The sequence below is a fragment of the Ruegeria sp. G7 genome, from assembly GCF_056535465.1.
Genome location: NZ_JBQFIL010000001.1, coordinates 2,147,199 through 2,164,592 on the forward strand (window position 1 = coordinate 2,147,199; position 17,394 = coordinate 2,164,592).

A 17,394-nucleotide genomic window follows, 5' to 3' on the forward strand; every position below is an offset into this window, starting at 1 on the left:
GACGGTCAGACCAGCAGGTTGAACTGCTGGTTCAGCGGCAGGCTGCGGGCGCGCTCGCCGGTCAGATTAAACAGCGCATTCCCCAGCGCAGGCATCGACGGAGGCGTACCGGGTTCACCGACCCCACCCAGATGTTTGTTGGTCTCAAGGATGCGGACCTCGGTCGCGGGCGTCGTGTGCATCCGCAGCGCGTCATAATCGGGGAAGTTGTATTGCTCGACCTCGCCATCGGCAAAGGTGATCTCACCCGACACTGCCGCCGACAGGCCATAGATCATGCCGCCGATCATCTGCGCCTCGACCGTGGCCGGGTCCAGCGCAAGGCCCACGTCGCAGGCGATCCAGGCCTTCGAGATACGGATGGTGCCGTCCTCGTCCACCACCTCGATCACCTGCGCGACCGGGGTGCCGAAGCTGTAGGCCAGCGCCACGCCGCGGCCCACGCCATCGGGGGTCTTGCCGGTCCAGCCTGACATTTCCCGGACAGCCTCCAGACACCCGGCTGACGGCGCGTGTTCGGATTTGGCCAGTTCCAGTCGGAACTCCAGCGGGTCGCGTCCGGCTGCATGGGCCATCTCATCCATGAAGGTTTCATGGAAGAACCCGTTGTGGCTGTTGCCGACCGAGCGCCAGAAGCCCACGGGCACGGCGAGATCGGCGATATGCCCGGCCATGCGGTAGTTGGGCACCGAATAGGGTTGGTTGAAGAAGCCTTCGACCAGAACCTTGTCGGGGCCGCCGCCGGGGAAGCCGGTGTAGCGTTCGACCGCTTGCTGGGTGGGGGATTGCGAGGCCACTTTGCCATCGATCAGCACGGCCTTGCCATCCTTGACCGCACCCCGCATCCGGGCCATCGCCCCGGGGCGGTAGAAGTCGTGGCGCATGTCTTCTTCGCGGCTCCAGGTGGTCTGGATGGGCGTGCCGGGCATGGCCATGGCGACCTTGGTGGCGATCTCGCCAAAGTCCAGCTCGCCCCGGCGACCAAAGCCGCCGCCCAGATAGGTGGTGTGGATCTCGACCGCTTCGGTATCCAGACCGGCGGTGCTGGCCGCGCGCATCTGGATCAGGGTTGGGGCCTGATTGCCGCACCACAGGTCCAGCTTGTCGCCGGTATAAAGCGCGGTGGCGTTCATTGGCTCCATCGTGGCGTGGGCCAGATAGGGCACGGTATAGTCCGCCGTGATCTCGGTCGCGCCGTCGGGCAGAACGTCAACATCGCCGTCATCGCGCATGGTCGAGTTCGGGGCGACGTCAAACGCCTCGGCGATCTTGGCGAACACGGCGTCGGTCTCGGGCGGGTAGGGGGCATCGCCCCAGTCCACGTCGATGGCTTCGACCGCCTGCATGGCGAGCCATGTGTTGTTCGCAATCACCGCGACGCCAGTGCCCAGATCGACGATCTTTTCGACACCGGGCATGGATTCGGCAGCACTTGCGTCAAAGCCGTTCATGGCGCCGCCCAGCTTGGGGTTCATACGCACGGACGCGAATTTCAGGTCCTCGGGGCGCACGTCGATGCCGAAAGTTGCGGTGCCCGTGGATTTGCCGGGGATGTCGACGCGGGGCAGGGATTTGCCGATTAGGCGCCACTCGGAGGGATCACGCAGCGCGACCTCGGGTGGCTCGATCTGGCCAGCTGCCTCGGCCAGTTCGGTATAGGGGATGCGGGTGCCGTCGGGGGCAACCACCGCGCCGTTTTCGGTTTTCAACTGCGCGCGGTCCACGCCCAGCTGATCCGCCGCTGCCTGTTTCAGTGTCTCGCGGGCGGTGGCACCGGCCATACGCATCCGCTCGAACCCGTCTTTCATCGAGGTCGAGCCGCCGGTGACCTGCAAACTAAGCGTCCGGCCCAGAACACCCAGAGCCTCACCCAGATTGTGCTGGAAATCCGAGATGTCATAGCCCTTGTTCGGGAGGCCTTCGCCCACAAGGGCATGGTTGTAGTAAGCCGCCGCCGCCGGTCCGTGTAGGACGCGGATATCTTCCAGTTCGACGTCCAGTTCCTCGGCGATCAGGGCGGCCCATGTGGTCATGACGCCCTGGCCCATCTCGGCGCGCGGAGCGAACAGTGTGACGCCCTGCTGGTCGATCAAAACAAACGGGCTGAGCGCGGTTTCACCGTCACGCGGTTTCAGTGGGTTCGCCGCGGGGCGGGTGACGTAATATGCGCCGAAGGCCACGCCGCCGACAATGGCGGCCGAGCCGATCAGGAAGGTGCGGCGCAGGATTTTTCCGATGCTTGCCATGGATCAGACCTCCTTCAGCTTGGATGCGGCGTCGTGGATAGCGGCGCGGATGCGGGGATAGGTGCCGCAGCGGCACAGATTGCCCTGCATCGCTTCGTCGATATCGGCGTCCGTGGGCGCGGGGTTCTCGGCCAGCAGCGCTGCCGCCTGCATGATCTGGCCCGACTGGCAGTAGCCGCATTGGGCCACCTGATGATCGACCCACGCTTGCTGGATCGTCGCCATCGCGTCCGGCGTGCCCAGCCCTTCGATGGTTGTGACATCGCCCCAGACATCGGACAGGGCGACCTGACAGGATCGCACGGCCTCGCCATCGATATGCACGGTGCAAGACCCGCAAGCGGCCACGCCGCAGCCGAACTTGGTACCGGTCAGGCCGACCTCGTCGCGCAGAACCCACAACAGGGGGACATCGTCGGGCAGATCGACCTGATGGGTCTTTCCGTTGATCTTAAGGGCGGTCGCCATGGCGCACCTCTTTTGGCTGTGACGGTTTCTGACATAATTATCGAAAAATGTCAGGTTGTCAATTGACAAAATAGACAATTAGTGTCAGAGCAAATCTATGAAAGACAAACTGGACGATCCAAAGCAGCAGGCAATTCTGGCCTCGGCGCTCGAGGCGTTTGCGACCTATGGGTTTCGCAAGACATCAATGGATGACATCGCCAAGGGCGCGGGCATGTCGCGCCCGGCGGTGTATCTGCATTACAAGAACAAAGAGGCGATCGTTCGCAGCCTGACGCAGGCGCACTACGCTGATAAAATTGAAAATGTGGCGCGGGCGTTGTCCGGTGATGGCAGCGTCTCCGGTCGGCTGGCGCGCGCGATTGAGGCGCAGATCGACGGGATGGCCGCCATTCTTGCCTCACCCCATGGGGTCGAGATGCTCGATACCAGCAAATCCACCGCCTCGGACATTCTGGCCGAGGGGGAGGCTGCGCTTACGACGCTCTATGCTGATTGGCTGCGGCGCGAGGATGAGGCGGGCCGCGTGCGTCTGCCGAATGGGGCCGAGGAAACGGCCAAGACTATCACCGCGACCCTCATGGGCGTCAAGCTGACCGCCGCCAGCGCGGACGAATTCGAACGCCGTATTTCTCAGCTGGCCGAACTGCTAGGTGCGGGGCTGGAGGTCAGGTAACCCGCTGACGGACCTTATATTCCGGCTTGTCCCAAAGCTTGTTGGTAATGATATCGGCAAGAATCTCAACCGCCTGCTCGACGTCATTTTCGTCGACATAAAGCGGCGTAAAGCCGAACCGCATCACGTCTGGTGCGCGGAAATCGCCGATGACACCGCTCGCGATTAGGGCCTGCATGGCGGCATAACCTTCCTCAAACCGGAAGGACACCTGACTGCCACGCTGCTGCGGATCGCGCGGACTGGCGAGCGTCAGGCCGGGGCAGGTGTCCTCGACCCGTGCGATAAACAGTTCGGTCAACTCGATGGATTTGGCGCGGATGTCGATCATTTCGACTGTATCCCAGATATCCATCGCCGCTGACAGCGCTGCCATCTGTATGACCGGAGGGGTGCCGACCCGCATCCGCTCGATCCCGGCACCGGGACGGTAATCGAGGTCGAAGGCAAACGGAGATTCGTGCCCCAGCCAGCCCGACAGCGCCGGGCGCACCCGATCCGACAGACGCGGAGCCACATAAATAAAGGCCGGCGCGCCGGGGCCGCCGTTGAGGTATTTATACGTGCAGCCCACAGCGAAATCGGCGTTGCACCCGGACAGATCGACCGGAATGGCGCCGGCAGAATGGGCGAGGTCCCAAACCGTGACAACCCCGTTTGCATGGGCCAGTTCCGTCAGCGCCTTCATGTCGTGCATGCGGCCGGTGCGATAATCGACCTCGGTCAGCATCAACACCGCGACCTCTTCGGTGATCTGAGCGGCTACGTCTTCGGGATCGACCACCCGCAATTCATAATCCGGCCCGAGCGAACGCAGCAGCCCGTCGGCCATGTAAAGGTCCGAGGGGAAGTTGCCATTGTCGGACAGAACAACCTTGCGGGTCGGATTCAACTCCAGTGCCGAGGCGACAGCCTGATAGACCTTGATCGACAGGGTATCTCCCACGACAACGCTGCCGGGTTCTGCCCCGATCAGCCTTCCGATGCGGTCACCCAGACCCGTGGGCATCCCCATCCAGCCAGCTTTATTCCAGCCGGTGATCAGCATCTGCCCCCATTCGTCCTGCATCATCTCGTCCACCCGGCCAGCCGCAGATTTCGGCAGCGGACCCAGAGAGTTGCCGTCGAGATAGATCATCCCGTCGGGCAGGTGGAACATGGATTTGGTCTTGGCAAAATCGGTCATGGTAAGGCTGAAGCTTTCACAGGCGGTGATGTTATGAATGGCCTATCTGATCCCGTCAGCCCTGTCCATTGATACAGCCAGGGCCGGGCCCTATCCCGATGCGACACCCTGTGCTTTTGCTATTGGGGTCAGAAAGCGGTAGGACGTCGATCAGAAGCGACATGTGCCGTTGGGTGTCGCCGTGCTAAGGAATGCCATGCGCCTGATTGATATACCGCCTGTCTGGCTTGTGGGCTTTGCTGCGCTTGCCTGGACGCAAGCGCGTGTGCTGCCCTTGGGCCTGTCGCTGGATGGTGCAGTGACCGATCTTCTCAGCGGTGTGCTGATCGGTGGCGGCGTTATTCTGGCCCTGATGGCAGTGGTCGAGTTCCGGCGTCACAAGACAACGGTCATTCCGCACGAAACGCCCTCGGCCATGGTCCAGAGCGGCATCTACAAACGCAGCCGCAATCCGATCTATCTGGGCGATGTCCTGATCCTGGCGGGGCTGATCCTGCGCTTTGACGCGGTGCTGTCCTTGGTGCTGATCCCGGTCTTTGTCTGGCTGCTGGAACGGCGCTTTATCATCCCGGAAGAAGACCGCCTGCGTCGCACCTTCCGTGCCGACTTTGCGCGCTATGAACGCAAGACCCGGCGCTGGATCTGAGGGTGTGGGGATCATGACACAGCGTCACTATTGCTGCGCTTGCGAAACAATCTTGCGCAAGATAAGTGTCGGCTTGTCGAACAATGCCGGATACCCACCTGGCCTGAACCGAAAATTAGGGGGAACCGACTGGTGAAAATTGGAACGCCAAAAGAAATATTCAAAGGCGAGAACCGGGTCGCGATGACCCCGGACTCGGCGGCGCAGTTGCAGAAACTGGGCTATGAGTGTCTGATCGAAAAAGGCGCGGGCGCTGCCGCCGGCTTTTCAGACGCCGCGTATGAGGCCGCCGGTGTCGAGGTCATCAAGACCCCTGCCGCGCTGTGGAAAGCGGCGGATATCATCGCCAAGGTGCGTCAGCCGTCCGAGACCGAGCTGAAGCGTCTGACCAAGGACAAGACCCTGATTTCGTTCTTCAATCCTGCCGGGAATGAAGAGGGGATGGAACTAGCCAAATCCAAGGGTGCGACCGTCATTGCTATGGAAATGGTGCCGCGCATCAGCCGGGCTCAGAAAATGGATGCGCTGTCGTCCATGGCCAACATCGCCGGTTACCGCGCGGTGATCGAGGCGGGCAACAACTTCGGCCGTTTCTTTACCGGTCAGGTGACGGCCGCCGGCAAGGTCCCGCCTGCCAAGGTGCTGATCGTTGGCGCGGGCGTGGCCGGTCTGGCCGCGATCGGGACCTCGACCTCGCTGGGTGCGATCACCTATGCGTTCGACGTGCGCCCCGAAGTGGCCGAACAGGTCGAATCCATGGGTGCCGAGTTTGTGTATCTGGATTTCGAAGAAGACCAACAGGACGGTGCTGCGACCGGTGGTTATGCCTCCGTCCAGTCGGACGAGTTCCGCGAGGCGCAGCTGGCCAAGTTCCGTGAGCTAGCCCCTGAGATGGACATCGTGATCACCACCGCGCTGATCCCGAACCGTGAAGCGCCCGAGCTTTGGACCAAGGATATGGTCGAGGCGATGAAGCCGGGCTCGGTCATCGTCGATCTGGCGGCAGAAAAGGGCGGCAACTGCAAGCTGACCGTCGCGGATGAGAAGATCGTGACCGACAATGGCGTGACCATCATCGGCTATACCGACTTCCCCAGCCGGATGGCGGCACAGTCCTCGTCGCTCTATGCCACGAACATCCGTCACATGATGGCGGACCTGACGCCTGAGAAGGACGGCAAGGTCAACCACGACATGGAAGATGACGTGATCCGGGGCGCGACCGTGACGCACGAAGGCGAGATCACCTTCCCGCCGCCGCCGCCCAAGGTGCAGGCGATTGCGGCGCAGAAAAAGCCCGAGGTCAAGGAACTGACCCCGGAAGAGAAGAAAGCGCAAGAGATTGCGGCCTTCAAGGCGCAGACAAAACAGCAGTTCACCCTGCTGGGTGTCGGCGGCGCGTTGATGCTGTTGGTGGGGCTGATCGCTCCGGCCAGTTTCATGCAGCACTTCATCGTTTTTGTGCTGGCGATCTTTGTGGGCTTTCAAGTGATCTGGAATGTCTCGCACAGTTTGCACACGCCGCTGATGGCGATCACCAACGCGATCTCGTCGATTATTATCGTTGGAGCGTTGATGCAGATCGGATCGGGATCGTTCCTGGTCATTCTGCTGGCGGCGCTGTCCGTCTTTATGGCCGGGGTCAACATCTTCGGTGGCTTCCTCGTAACCCGGCGCATGCTCGCCATGTTCCAGAAATCTTAAGGAGGTCGGGCATATGATTGGCTTCACTTCTGCCGCTTATGTTGTTGCGGCTGTCCTTTTCATTCTGTCCCTCGGCGGTCTGTCGAACCAGGAAAGTGCCAAGCGCGCGGTCTGGTATGGTATCGTCGGTATGGCGCTGGCGGTCTTTGCTACGCTGGTTGGTCCGGGCTCGGGCCTGTGGCTGCTGTCGCTGCTGCTGCTGATCGGCGGTGGCCTGATCGGTCAATATGTGGCGCAGCGGGTGCAGATGACCGAGATGCCGCAGCTGGTGGCGGCGATGCACAGCCTTGTCGGTCTGGCGGCTGTGTTCGTAGGTTATAACGCCCATTTCGAAATCCTGAACGTCGCCGAGCTGTTCGCCATCGCGGATGCCGCGAAAGAGGTTGAGCTGTCCGGGCTGGGCGAATTCGGCAAGCTGATCGCCAAGAAGACGGCGGCCGAGGTTTCGATCCTGCATGTCGAGCTGTTCCTGGGCATCTTCATCGGGGCGATCACCTTTACCGGCTCGGTCGTGGCCTATGGCAAGCTGGCGGGCAAGGTGACGTCGGCGGCGACCAAGCTGCCGGGCGGTCATGCGTTGAATGCGGCTGCGGCGGGGCTCTCGCTGATCTGTCTGATCTGGTACACCGCGTCTGGTGGGTTCTTCCCGCTGTTCCTGATGACGCTGGCGGCGCTGTTCATCGGTTATCACCTGATCATGGGCATCGGTGGTGCCGATATGCCGGTGGTGGTATCGATGCTAAACTCGTATTCGGGTTGGGCTGCGGCGGCGATTGGCTTCTCGCTGGGCAATGACCTGCTGATCGTGGTGGGTGCGCTGGTGGGCTCGTCGGGTGCGATCCTGTCCTACATCATGTGCAAGGCGATGAACCGCCACTTTGTCAGCGTGATCCTGGGTGGTTTTGGCGGCCCGCAGGGCGAGCAGATGGCGGTTGAGGGTGAGCAGATCGCCATCGAGGCTGATGGTGTGGCAGCCGCTCTGAACGACGCCGATAGCATCGTCATCATCCCGGGCTACGGCATGGCCGTGGCGCAGGCGCAGCAATCGGTCTCTGAGCTGGTCCGCAAGCTGCGTGCCAAGGGCAAAGAGGTGCGTTTTGCGATCCACCCGGTTGCCGGTCGTCTGCCTGGACACATGAACGTGCTGCTGGCCGAGGCCAAGGTACCCTATGACATCGTACTGGAGATGGACGAGATTAATGATGACTTCCCGGACACGGATGTGGCCATCGTCATCGGCTCGAACGACATCGTGAACCCTGCGGCGCAGGAAGATCCCAATAGCCCCATCGCCGGAATGCCGGTTCTGGAATGCTGGAAGGCCAAGCAGGTGTTCGTGTCCAAGCGTGGTCAGGGAACTGGCTATTCGGGTATCGAAAACCCGCTGTTCTTCAAGGAGAACACACGGATGTTCTATGGCGATGCAAAAGCGTCGCTGGACAAGCTGTTGCCGATGATCGACTGAATCGGCTGGCATAATACGATCGTAAAGGGCGCCAGAAGGCGCCCTTTTCTTTGCTTTTTTTGAATGGGGGCTTTGCCCCCAAACCCCCAGGATATTTCTGGCCAGATGAAGCGAGCGGAGTGTGTTATTCTGGGGTGGAACCTGATGGCCGGAGGTGGAGATGCAGAAAGTAAACGGAATAGGCGGGGTTTTCTTTCGGGCCCATGATCCTGAGGCTTTGCGGGATTGGTATGAGGCGCATCTTGGCGTCAACCACTATGACCCCGTGCCCTGGAAGCAGCGCGAGGGATATACGGTCTTTGCGCCGTTCGCTCGGGACACCGAGTATTTCGGCAAGGCAGAGCAGCAATGGATGATCAATTTCCGCGTCGATGATCTGGGCGCTATGATCGCGCAGCTGCGGGCAGCCGACATCGTGGTGGAAACGCACCCGGATTGGGACAGTGAGGTCGGAAAATTTGCCCGGATACATGATCCCGAGGGTAACCCGATCGAGCTATGGGAGCCAAATCAGTGAGATAACGGGCTTGCATACCGTGGTATCCATGTAAGCGTATGAAATAAAAAGATAATTGATGTATCTATCCTGTGGCGTATAGTACGCTCGACCTAACGGAGCCCCAGATGACGCCCATTGATGACCATCCGCTGCGCTATGCGCTGGCCAATGAGTTGCACGCGCGACCTTTTCCGACGGCCTCGGCACCGTGCACTGTGGTGTTTCTGGCGATCAAAAAGCCCACCACAGCAGTGGCGCGGGATCGGGATAAAGATATGGCGCACCTGATAGATCTGCTGGATCGCCATGGGGCGCAGCACCCGCAGCCCGAGGCGACCCATTATGCGGGCCAGATCGGGCGTCATTGGTTGAAATGGGAGCAACATACGGAATTCGTAACCTATACCTCGATCACGCAGAATGTCAGTGACCGGCCCTTCAACCCCGCCGATTTCGAGGTATTCCCAACGGATTGGCTGATGACCAGCCCCGGCCAGCGGGTGACCTCGGCCATGGTGCGGGTGGTTGAGCGTGGGTCGGATGATGCCGTGCGTGCAGCTTTGAGTGACTGGTTTGAACCAGAAAGCCTGGCCGTTGCGCGCGTGCTGGATGACTCGGCCATTTGCGCCAGCGACTTTCGCATCGATCCGGCCGGGCACATGCGGTTTGCGTTGTTCGTTGATAAAGGAACCGGAGAGCGCCGTACCGGGCGGATCATTCAGCGATTGTGCGAGATCGAGACCTACAAGGCGATGTCGATGCTGGGGTTCGCCCGCGTCAAGCAGTTGGCGCCGCGCGTTTCAGAGCTGGATGGACAGTTGACGCGACTGATGGGGCAAATGACTGACAATGCCGCCCATCCTGATGCGTTGCTGCCGGACCTGTTGTCTGTGTCGACCGAGCTTGAAACGCTCGCAGCACAATGCTCATTCAGATTTGGCGCGACAGGGGCTTATGAGGCCCTCGTCAATCAGAGGATTCAGGTGCTGCGCGAAGACCGTTTCGAGGGCGGTCAGAGTTTTGCTGATTTTATGATGCGCCGCTACGATCCTGCCATGCGCACGGTTAAGTCGACCGAACGCAGGTTGCAGACGCTGTCTGATCGGGCAATCCGGGCCGGAGAGCTGCTGCGCACCCGGGTGGATGTGGAGCGAAGCGCACAGAATCAGGCCTTGCTTGAAAGCATGGATCGCCGTGCCGATCTGGCGTTGCGGCTTCAGCATACTGTCGAAGGGCTCTCGGTCGTGGCGATCAGTTATTATGCGGTTTCGCTGGTGAGTTACGTGCTTTACCCGCTGACGCAGGCCGGCATCGGCAAGGGCATGTTGACAGCGATCGTGACGCTGCCTGTTGTACTTGCCGTTTGGTTTGCGGTTCGCAGAGTTCGCAAGCGTTTGGAATAGCTGTCTTTGCCAATCGATGAATGATCTGTAGAACGGGCGGCGTTTTACGGATTTCGCGAGGGCCTTCTGTGATCGGTATTGTGGCTGCGTGGCGCGCTGTTGCCGCCATGTTCATTTTGAACGGGGCGCTGTTTGGTATCTGGGCGTCTCGTATCCCTGCGGTCCGCGACAAGCTGGAGCTGACGCATGAGGCGTTGGGGCTGGGATTGCTGTTCATGGCGGCGGGCGCGGTGTGTTCGTTTCCCATTACAGGACGTCTGACCGACAGGTTCGGAGCGGTCGCGATAACGCGTGTGATCGCCGTGCTCTATACGTTTTCGCTGGTGCTGTTGGCCTTTGCGGGCGGGTTCTGGTTGCTCGCGGCGTTTTTGTTTGTGTTTGGTGCATTCCATGGCTCGATGGATGTGGCGATGAATGCCTGGGCGGCCGAGGTTGAGCAGGCCTATGACAAGCCGGTCATGTCCTCGTTCCACGCGATGTGGAGCCTTGGGGCCGGGCTGGGTGCGCTCAGCGGGTATGGTGCGGTTCAGATGGACCTGACCGTGCTGCAGCATTTTCTGCTGGCCGGTGGCATCGTGGTGGCGCTTGCGCTTGGTTTGTCCTGGGTGCGCTGGACCTCAAAGCGCACGGTTTCGGAACCGGGATCGGTGTTCGCCTTGCCGTCGGGGGCTTTGGTTCTGGTCGGGTTCACGGCGCTGTGCGGCGCGTTGGGGGAAGGGGCAGTTGCGGATTGGAGCGCCATTTTCCTGCGTGATGAGACAGGTGCAGCCGAGAGCGTCGCCGCGCTTGGATATGCGGTCTTTTCCGTGACTATGGTTGTGTTTCGGCTTGCGGGCGGTGTGGTCATCGCCCGGTTTGGTCCTGTTGCTACGGCCCGGTTTGGGGGGATATGTGCCGCTTTGGGCGTCTTTGGCGTGGTGTCAGCAGGGCAGCCCGGATCGGCGCTGGCAGGCTTTGCGCTGATGGGTGTGGGATATGCGGTGATCATGCCATTGGCCTTCAGTCGCGCCGCCAACGACCCGGACGTGCCACCCGGACAGGCGATCGCCAGCGTCGCAACTTTGGGCTACGGAGGGTTGCTGATCGGGCCCCTTTGATCGGGTTTCTGGCCGAGTTGATGACCCTGCGGCTGGCTTTTGCGGTTCTGTTGCCGCTGGCCGTGCTGATCATCCTGTTGGCCGGCGCGCTGAAGCGCGCCGACTGAGGTTCGCTTAGCGTCCGCGGATACGCGGGTCCAGTGCGTCGCGTAGGCCGTCGCCCAGATAGTTCACGCTGAGCACGGTCAGCGAGATCGCCAGACCGGGCCAGAACACACGCTCGGGGTATTGCTGCAGGTAGTCGACGCCATCGAACAGCAACCGGCCCCATGTCGGGAAATCCGGCGGGAAGCCAAGGCCCAGGAAGGACAGCGCGCTTTCTGTGATGATCGCCGTGGCGATACCCAGCGTTGCCGACACCATGATCGGAGACAGCACGTTCGGCAGGATGTGCCGTGTGATGATTTGGCTGTTGCTGGTGCCGATGGACCGGGCGGCCAGAACAAATTCACGTTCCTTGATGGCCAAAACGTCCCCCCGCACGATCCGCGCGGTGGGCATCCACGAGGTGATGCCGATGGCGCAGACGATCAGGATGAAGATGCCGCGCTCAAGTCCGAAAGCTGCCGACAGCGGCTCGCGGAACAACAGCATCATGACCAGCAGCAGGGGCAGAAGGGGCAGTGCCAGAAACAGGTCGGTTAGGCGCATCAGCGGGCCGTCCAGCCGTTTGAAGAACCCGGCCAGAACGCCGATGAACGAACCCAGAAACAGCGCCAGCAGCATTGCGGTGATGCCGACCGAAACCGAGGTCTGACCGCCCGACATCATCCGCGCCAGAATGTCCCGGCCCAACTGATCGGTACCAAACGGATGCGCAAGGCTGGGCCCCTGATTGCGCGACCGGATGTCGATCTGGGTCGGGTCGATCGTCCAGATAAACGGACCCAGATACACGGCCGCGACGATGAAGATGAACAGGATCGCCCCGATCATCGCGCCCTTGTGGGTTTTGAACTGATCCCAAACGTCCCGCCACTGGCTGCGGGGAGGGGTGGTCAGTTCCTCTATTGTGCCCGCACCGGGAACGGCAGTGGAGGCGGCGGCCAATCCTTCGTCCGGGATCAGCGTGTCTGATTTATCGGTATCAGTCATAGCGAATCCTCGGGTCCAGAATGCCGTACAGGACGTCGGCGATCAGGTTGAACAGCACGATCAACACGGCAAAGATGAAGGTCAGGGTCTGCACCATCGGCAGGTCGTTGGCCTGAATGGCCCCGATCAGCAACTGGCCGATGCCGTTCACCTTGAACACCTGCTCGGTGATAATGGCCCCGCCGAAGATGGCCGGAATACCCAGCGCGATCACGGTGACCACCGGGATCATCGAGTTGCGCAGGACGTGGACCATGACGACGGTGTATTCGCTGAGGCCCTTGGCGCGGGCGGTGCGGACGTAATCCTGATTGAGGTTGTCCAGCATTGAGGCGCGCATGAACCGGCTCAGCTGCGCCGTGATCTGCAGCGCCAGAACCATCACCGGCATGATCATCTGTTTCAACTGCACGACGAAGCTGTCCCAGCTGTTGACCACATGGGTGGTGTCATAGATCGACGGGAACCAGCCAAGCTGGACCGAGAAGATCACGATCACCAGCACGCCCGAGAAGAAGGGCGGGACCGAGAAACCGACCATCGACACGAATGTGCCCATCTGGTCGAACCAGGAATACTGGCGATAGGCGGAATAGATGCCGATGGGCAGTGCGATCAGGATGGCAACCACATAGGCGGTGCCAACAACCCACAGGGTCTGCGGGATACGCTGAACGACGATGTCCATGACGGGTGAGCGGGTCTGCCACGAAATCACGCGCAGGTCACCTTCGGAGAAAGTGGTGCCGAACATATGGTCGACCAGAACCTGAGGTTCGATCCAGAAGAACTGCACGATCCATTTCCAGAACCGGATATGCATCGGCTGGCCGAGGCCAAGCGCCTCGCGCATTTTCTCTTTGACTTCAGGCGGAACGGTGAGCGGAACCTGCGCCATCGGGTCGCCGGGGGCGAGTTCCAACAGCAGGAAGATGACGAGGCTGATGAACAGCAGCGTGGGTACGGCCAGCACCAGTCGTCGAATGGTAAAGTTAAGCATTAAGAGGCGCCTTTATATGCGTCTTCTTGTTGGGGTGGCGTGCAAAAGACTGCGCCCCGATATGGACCGGGGCGCAGTTTTGCAAGGCTAAGGTTTAGGAACCGGTTTTGCGGTACCAGTCCGCAATGTTCCACAGTTCGCTGTCCCAAACGTTCAGGACAACGCCACCCAGCGTGTTCGAGTGCGCCGACAGGCGACCACGGTGTACCAGCGGGATCATACCGCCGTTCTGAACGATGATGTCGTTCAGCTGTTTCGCGATCTCGGCGCGGGCTTCCAGACCGGCGGTTTCGGCGAGCTGACCGTGCAGCCTGTCGAATTCCTCGTTGCAGAAGCGGCTGATGTTTTCGCCTTGCCACTGCGTCTCAGGACGCGGGGCCTTGTCGCACAGACCGTTGCCCAGATAGGACTGCGGATCGGTGCCGTTGAAGGTGTTGGCGTACATCTCAACATCAGCATAGAACTTCTGGAACGTATCGGGCGAGCCCGGATCACCACCGAAGAAGACCGATGCGTTGATGTTGCGCAGTTCGGTTTCGATGCCGATCTGGCTCCACCATTCCTTGATCAGCGCCTGGAAATCCTGACGGACAGCGTTGGTCGAGGTCTGATAGACGATTTTCAGCGGAACGCCGTCTTTTTCACGGATGCCGTCGCCATTGGTGTCTACGATGCCAGCCTCATCCAGCAGCGCGTTTGCGCCTGCGATATCCTGCGTATCACAGGTCATCGAGGTCGAGTTGAACGCAGCCGGAGCCGGGACCCAGTTACAGGTCACCTTGCCAGCCTGACCATAGCCGATCTCGACCAGCAGCGGGCGGTCGATGGCCATGGACATGGCTTTGTAAACCGCAGGATCCTGCAGGAACGGATGCGGATGCTTGGCTGTCGAACGCTCGCCTTCCGGCAGATCGGGCGACGGGTTGGTCTGGTTCAGCATGATACGCTCGACCAGCGGGCCGAAGCCTGCGACCGGAGTGCCCTTGCCGCCTTCTTGCATCTGAGCGATCACTTCGGGTGCCAGCTGCAGGTTCCAGGCGTAATCGAACTCGCCGGTTTCCATGACAGCACGGCCTGCGGCTGTCGCATCGCCACCGCCTTTGAAGGTCACAGACGCAAAGGCCGGTTTGGCCGGATCACGATAATTCTCATTGGCCGTAAAAGTGATCACGTCGTTCGGCTTGAACTCGGTGACGACAAACGGCCCGGTGCCGATCGGGTTAAAGTTCTCATCGGTGCATTCGGGGGCTTTTGCGCCTACACAATCGGCGAACTGAGCGGCCTGAATGATCGGGCTTTCACCGCCCACAAACGGGCCGTATGGGAAGGGTGTCGGTGCATCGAAGGTGACTTTGACCGTCAGGTCGTCCACGGCCTCAACCGAGGTGACGCCTTCGAATTTGGTCACCTGCGCACAACCGCCTTCGGGGTGCATGCAGTAATCAGCGGTGAACTTCACATCTGCCGACGTGAACGGCGTACCGTCCGACCAGGTGAGACCGGGTGCAATCTTCCATGTAATCGTTGTCAGATCTTCGCTGACGCCGCCATTTTCAACGGTCGGGATTTCAGCCGCAAGAAACGGAACCATGTTCCCGTCCTGGTCATAGCGCGCCAGAGGTTCGATCACCAGCGACGCTGCTTCCACATCCTTGGTGCCGCCCGACAGGAACGGGTTCATGATCGACGGGGCCTGCCAGTAAATAATGCTGACATTGCCGTCCGATCCGCGCTCGGCAAAGGCCATCGGGGCCATTGCCGTGCTTGCAATCGCACCAAGCAAAAGGGTTTTGATTTTCATCATACACTCCATGTTGGACACATTCGTGTCTCGGTCTTTTCCGCGATGCCCGCGGATTAGGCGTTGCCGCAATGGGGTTTAATGCGTTGAAAAACAACGATAACGGCAGTCACGCGAACGTGTTTTCCGTCTTCTCCCCAAAGCGGTTACGCGGCGTATCGAAACAGAGTTTTAGAAAATTGCAAGCCTTGCCTGCAGGAAAACCGGCAATGGGTTTGACTTTTCCCGCCCCCCCGCCTTAGCGTTTGGCACTCAAACCAAAAAGCCGCCAAGGGGAGAGCGCGCGTGCTGGATCAGCCTATTGCCCAGATCAAAAAACTGCGGGTCGAGTTTCAGACCAAGGACGGTCCGGTGGTCGGCGTCGAGGATGTCTCGTTCGAGGTGAACCCCGGTGAAACTGTATGTATCGTTGGCGAATCCGGGTCCGGCAAGTCGGTGTCCTCGCTGTCGTTGATGCGACTGGTCGAGTTCGGCGGGGGCGAGATTGCGGGCGGGCAATTGTTATTTGATCGCCGCGATGGCGATGAGATGAATTTGGCCGATGCCAATCAGGATCTGATGAAACAGATTCGCGGCAATGAGATCGGGATGATCTTTCAGGAGCCGATGACCGCCCTGAACCCGGTGTTCACGGTGGGGCGGCAGCTGACCGAAGGGCTGCGCATCCACAAGGATATGTCCAAGGCACAAGCCGAGGAGCGGGCGTTGGAGCTGCTGCGGCAGGTCCGCATCCCCGAGCCCGAGCGGCGGTTGAAGCAATACCCGCACGAATTGTCGGGTGGCATGAGGCAGCGCGTCGTTATTGCGATGGCCATGGCCTGCGAACCGCGCCTGCTGATTGCGGATGAACCCACGACCGCGCTGGATGTGACCATTCAGGCCGAGATTCTGGCCCTGATGGACCGGCTCAAGCGCGAAACCGGCACGGCGGTGATGTTCATCACCCATGACATGGCTGTAGTGGCCCAGATGGCCGACCGCGTGGTCGTAATGTTCCGGGGCAACAAGGTCGAAGAAGGCACGGTCACCGAAATCTTCGAAAACCCGCAGCACGATTACACCAAAGCGCTGTTGGCTGCGGTGCCCAAGCTGGGCGAGATGCAGGGCAAGGCCGCGCCCGAGCCGATGAAGTTGCTGGGTGTCGAAGGCCAGAACATCGCGCCGATTCCGGGTACTGACGATGTGCTGCTGACGGTCAAAAACCTGACCACGCGCTTCCCGGTCAAAGGCGGATTGCTGCGGCGGACCATTTCGAACGTGCACGCGGTTGAGGATGTGTCGTTCACCATCAACCGCGGTCAGACCCTCAGCCTTGTGGGTGAGTCGGGCTGCGGCAAGTCTTCAGCCGGGCGCTCGATCCTGCGTCTGGTCGAGCCGATGAAGGGTGAGGTCGATCTGGACGGCGTCGATATCATGAAGCTGGATCCGGCGGGCCTGCGCAAGGCGCGGCTGGATATGCAGATGATCTTTCAGGACCCGTTCGCCTCGCTGAACCCACAGATGCAACTGGTCGATCAGGTGGCGGAACCGATGCGCAATTACGGCGTCGCCTCGGGGTCGGAATTGCAGGACCGGGTGGCGCAACTGTTTGACAAGGTGCAACTGCCGCGCAGCTTCATGCGCCGCTTCCCACATGAGATGTCGGGCGGTCAACGTCAGCGAATCGCGATCGCCCGCGCGCTGGCCCTGAACCCCAAGCTGATTGTAGCGGATGAGGCGGTCTCGGCGCTGGACGTCTCGGTGCAGGCGCAGGTTCTGAACCTGATGATGGAGCTGCAATCGGAACTGAACCTCAGCTATCTGTTCATCAGCCACGATATGGCTGTGGTCGAACGTGTCAGCCACCATGTAGGCGTGATGTATCTGGGTCGGATTGTCGAGCTGGGACCGCGAGCGCGGGTGTTCGAGAATCCTCAGCACCCCTACACGCAGGCACTGATGAAGGCTGTGCCGATTGCTGATCCGAACAAGCGAAAATCGGAAAAAGACTTGAACTTCAAACCGATCCCGTCGCCAATTCATCCGATTGGTTACGCGCCCGAACCCTCGCAGTATAACGAGGTTGAACCGGGTCACTTCGTGCTGACGACCGACAGCGGATACTGAAC

At 60.5% G+C, this 17,394-nt stretch carries 14 protein-coding genes; 8 read left to right on the forward strand and 6 right to left on the reverse strand.

The genetic code is table 11. The features are described from left to right. Positions 1-5: 5 nt before the first annotated feature. Together ACR3EN_RS10780 and ACR3EN_RS10785 are read right to left on the reverse strand one after the other, a co-directional pair. The gene (locus ACR3EN_RS10780) at positions 6-2,246 is read right to left on the reverse strand and encodes a xanthine dehydrogenase family protein molybdopterin-binding subunit (RefSeq protein WP_480822636.1); all 2,241 of its coding nucleotides are present in this window, start codon (positions 2,244-2,246) and stop codon (positions 6-8) included. 3 nt (positions 2,247-2,249) lie between these two features. Continuing rightward, a complete protein-coding gene (locus tag ACR3EN_RS10785; RefSeq protein ID WP_480822634.1) occupies positions 2,250-2,714 on the reverse strand; it encodes a (2Fe-2S)-binding protein in 465 nt (154 codons plus the stop codon). A 97-nt stretch (positions 2,715-2,811) separates the two neighbouring features. Here ACR3EN_RS10785 and ACR3EN_RS10790 point away from each other — a divergent pair, with 97 nt between their 5' ends. Beyond that, positions 2,812-3,390 carry a TetR/AcrR family transcriptional regulator gene (locus ACR3EN_RS10790; RefSeq protein WP_480822632.1) on the forward strand — a complete coding sequence of 193 codons (579 nt, stop codon included), beginning with the start codon at positions 2,812-2,814 and terminating at the stop codon, positions 3,388-3,390. Here the strand turns inward: ACR3EN_RS10790 and kynU are convergent. Beyond that, positions 3,383-4,576: a kynureninase gene (gene kynU, locus ACR3EN_RS10795; protein WP_480822630.1), complete on the reverse strand. Its 1,194-nt coding sequence runs from the start codon at positions 4,574-4,576 to the stop codon at positions 3,383-3,385. The genes ACR3EN_RS10790 and kynU overlap by 8 nt on opposite strands. A gap of 196 nt (positions 4,577-4,772) precedes the next feature. Between kynU and ACR3EN_RS10800 the strand changes: the two genes are divergently transcribed. From ACR3EN_RS10800 to ACR3EN_RS10825, 6 genes are all read left to right on the forward strand, one after another. Next, positions 4,773-5,222: a methyltransferase family protein gene (locus tag ACR3EN_RS10800; RefSeq protein WP_480822628.1), complete on the forward strand. Its 450-nt coding sequence runs from the start codon at positions 4,773-4,775 to the stop codon at positions 5,220-5,222. 132 nt (positions 5,223-5,354) lie between these two features. Continuing rightward, positions 5,355-6,926 (forward strand): Re/Si-specific NAD(P)(+) transhydrogenase subunit alpha, encoded by a 1,572-nt coding sequence (locus ACR3EN_RS10805; RefSeq protein WP_480822626.1) that lies wholly within the window; start codon positions 5,355-5,357, stop codon positions 6,924-6,926. A gap of 13 nt (positions 6,927-6,939) precedes the next feature. Then, on the forward strand, positions 6,940-8,391 hold the full coding sequence (locus ACR3EN_RS10810; protein WP_480822624.1) for an NAD(P)(+) transhydrogenase (Re/Si-specific) subunit beta: 1,452 nt from the start codon (positions 6,940-6,942) through the stop codon (positions 8,389-8,391). Between the two features lie 160 nt (positions 8,392-8,551). After that, positions 8,552-8,908: a VOC family protein gene (locus ACR3EN_RS10815; protein ID WP_480822622.1), complete on the forward strand. Its 357-nt coding sequence runs from the start codon at positions 8,552-8,554 to the stop codon at positions 8,906-8,908. A gap of 107 nt (positions 8,909-9,015) precedes the next feature. Beyond that, positions 9,016-10,293, forward strand: coding sequence for a DUF3422 family protein (locus ACR3EN_RS10820; protein ID WP_480822620.1), 1,278 nt, complete (start codon positions 9,016-9,018; stop codon positions 10,291-10,293). A 68-nt stretch (positions 10,294-10,361) separates the two neighbouring features. Continuing rightward, positions 10,362-11,390: an MFS transporter gene (locus tag ACR3EN_RS10825; RefSeq protein ID WP_480918413.1), complete on the forward strand. Its 1,029-nt coding sequence runs from the start codon at positions 10,362-10,364 to the stop codon at positions 11,388-11,390. A 114-nt stretch (positions 11,391-11,504) separates the two neighbouring features. Here ACR3EN_RS10825 and ACR3EN_RS10830 read toward each other — a convergent pair whose 3' ends face one another. The 3 genes from ACR3EN_RS10830 to ACR3EN_RS10840 form a co-directional block, all read right to left on the reverse strand. Further along, a complete protein-coding gene (locus tag ACR3EN_RS10830) occupies positions 11,505-12,485 on the reverse strand; it encodes an ABC transporter permease (protein ID WP_480822616.1) in 981 nt (326 codons plus the stop codon). After that, positions 12,478-13,485, reverse strand: coding sequence for an ABC transporter permease (locus ACR3EN_RS10835; RefSeq protein ID WP_170573004.1), 1,008 nt, complete (start codon positions 13,483-13,485; stop codon positions 12,478-12,480). The genes ACR3EN_RS10830 and ACR3EN_RS10835 overlap by 8 nt, the downstream gene beginning before the upstream one ends. A gap of 94 nt (positions 13,486-13,579) precedes the next feature. Further along, positions 13,580-15,286: a peptide ABC transporter substrate-binding protein gene (locus tag ACR3EN_RS10840; RefSeq protein ID WP_480870568.1), complete on the reverse strand. Its 1,707-nt coding sequence runs from the start codon at positions 15,284-15,286 to the stop codon at positions 13,580-13,582. A gap of 285 nt (positions 15,287-15,571) precedes the next feature. On the opposite strand from ACR3EN_RS10840, the gene ACR3EN_RS10845 reads away from it, so the two are divergent. Beyond that, on the forward strand, positions 15,572-17,392 hold the full coding sequence (locus ACR3EN_RS10845; RefSeq protein ID WP_480822611.1) for an ABC transporter ATP-binding protein: 1,821 nt from the start codon (positions 15,572-15,574) through the stop codon (positions 17,390-17,392). Positions 17,393-17,394 lie beyond the last annotated feature (2 nt).

What these genes read in the sequence shown, in the direction of transcription:
- ACR3EN_RS10780 (WP_480822636.1), bottom strand. Translation starts at nt 2,246, where the DNA reads ATGGCAAGCATCGGAAAAATCCTGCGCCGCACCTTCCTGATCGGCTCG.
- ACR3EN_RS10815 (WP_480822622.1), top strand. Translation starts at nt 8,552, where the DNA reads ATGCAGAAAGTAAACGGAATAGGCGGGGTTTTCTTTCGGGCCCATGAT.
- ACR3EN_RS10800 (WP_480822628.1), top strand. Translation starts at nt 4,773, where the DNA reads ATGCGCCTGATTGATATACCGCCTGTCTGGCTTGTGGGCTTTGCTGCG.
- ACR3EN_RS10830 (WP_480822616.1), bottom strand. Translation starts at nt 12,485, where the DNA reads ATGACTGATACCGATAAATCAGACACGCTGATCCCGGACGAAGGATTG.
- ACR3EN_RS10790 (WP_480822632.1), top strand. Translation starts at nt 2,812, where the DNA reads ATGAAAGACAAACTGGACGATCCAAAGCAGCAGGCAATTCTGGCCTCG.
- ACR3EN_RS10785 (WP_480822634.1), bottom strand. Translation starts at nt 2,714, where the DNA reads ATGGCGACCGCCCTTAAGATCAACGGAAAGACCCATCAGGTCGATCTG.
- ACR3EN_RS10810 (WP_480822624.1), top strand. Translation starts at nt 6,940, where the DNA reads ATGATTGGCTTCACTTCTGCCGCTTATGTTGTTGCGGCTGTCCTTTTC.
- ACR3EN_RS10835 (WP_170573004.1), bottom strand. Translation starts at nt 13,485, where the DNA reads ATGCTTAACTTTACCATTCGACGACTGGTGCTGGCCGTACCCACGCTG.
- ACR3EN_RS10820 (WP_480822620.1), top strand. Translation starts at nt 9,016, where the DNA reads ATGACGCCCATTGATGACCATCCGCTGCGCTATGCGCTGGCCAATGAG.
- ACR3EN_RS10840 (WP_480870568.1), bottom strand. Translation starts at nt 15,286, where the DNA reads ATGAAAATCAAAACCCTTTTGCTTGGTGCGATTGCAAGCACGGCAATG.
- kynU (WP_480822630.1), bottom strand. Translation starts at nt 4,576, where the DNA reads ATGACCGATTTTGCCAAGACCAAATCCATGTTCCACCTGCCCGACGGG.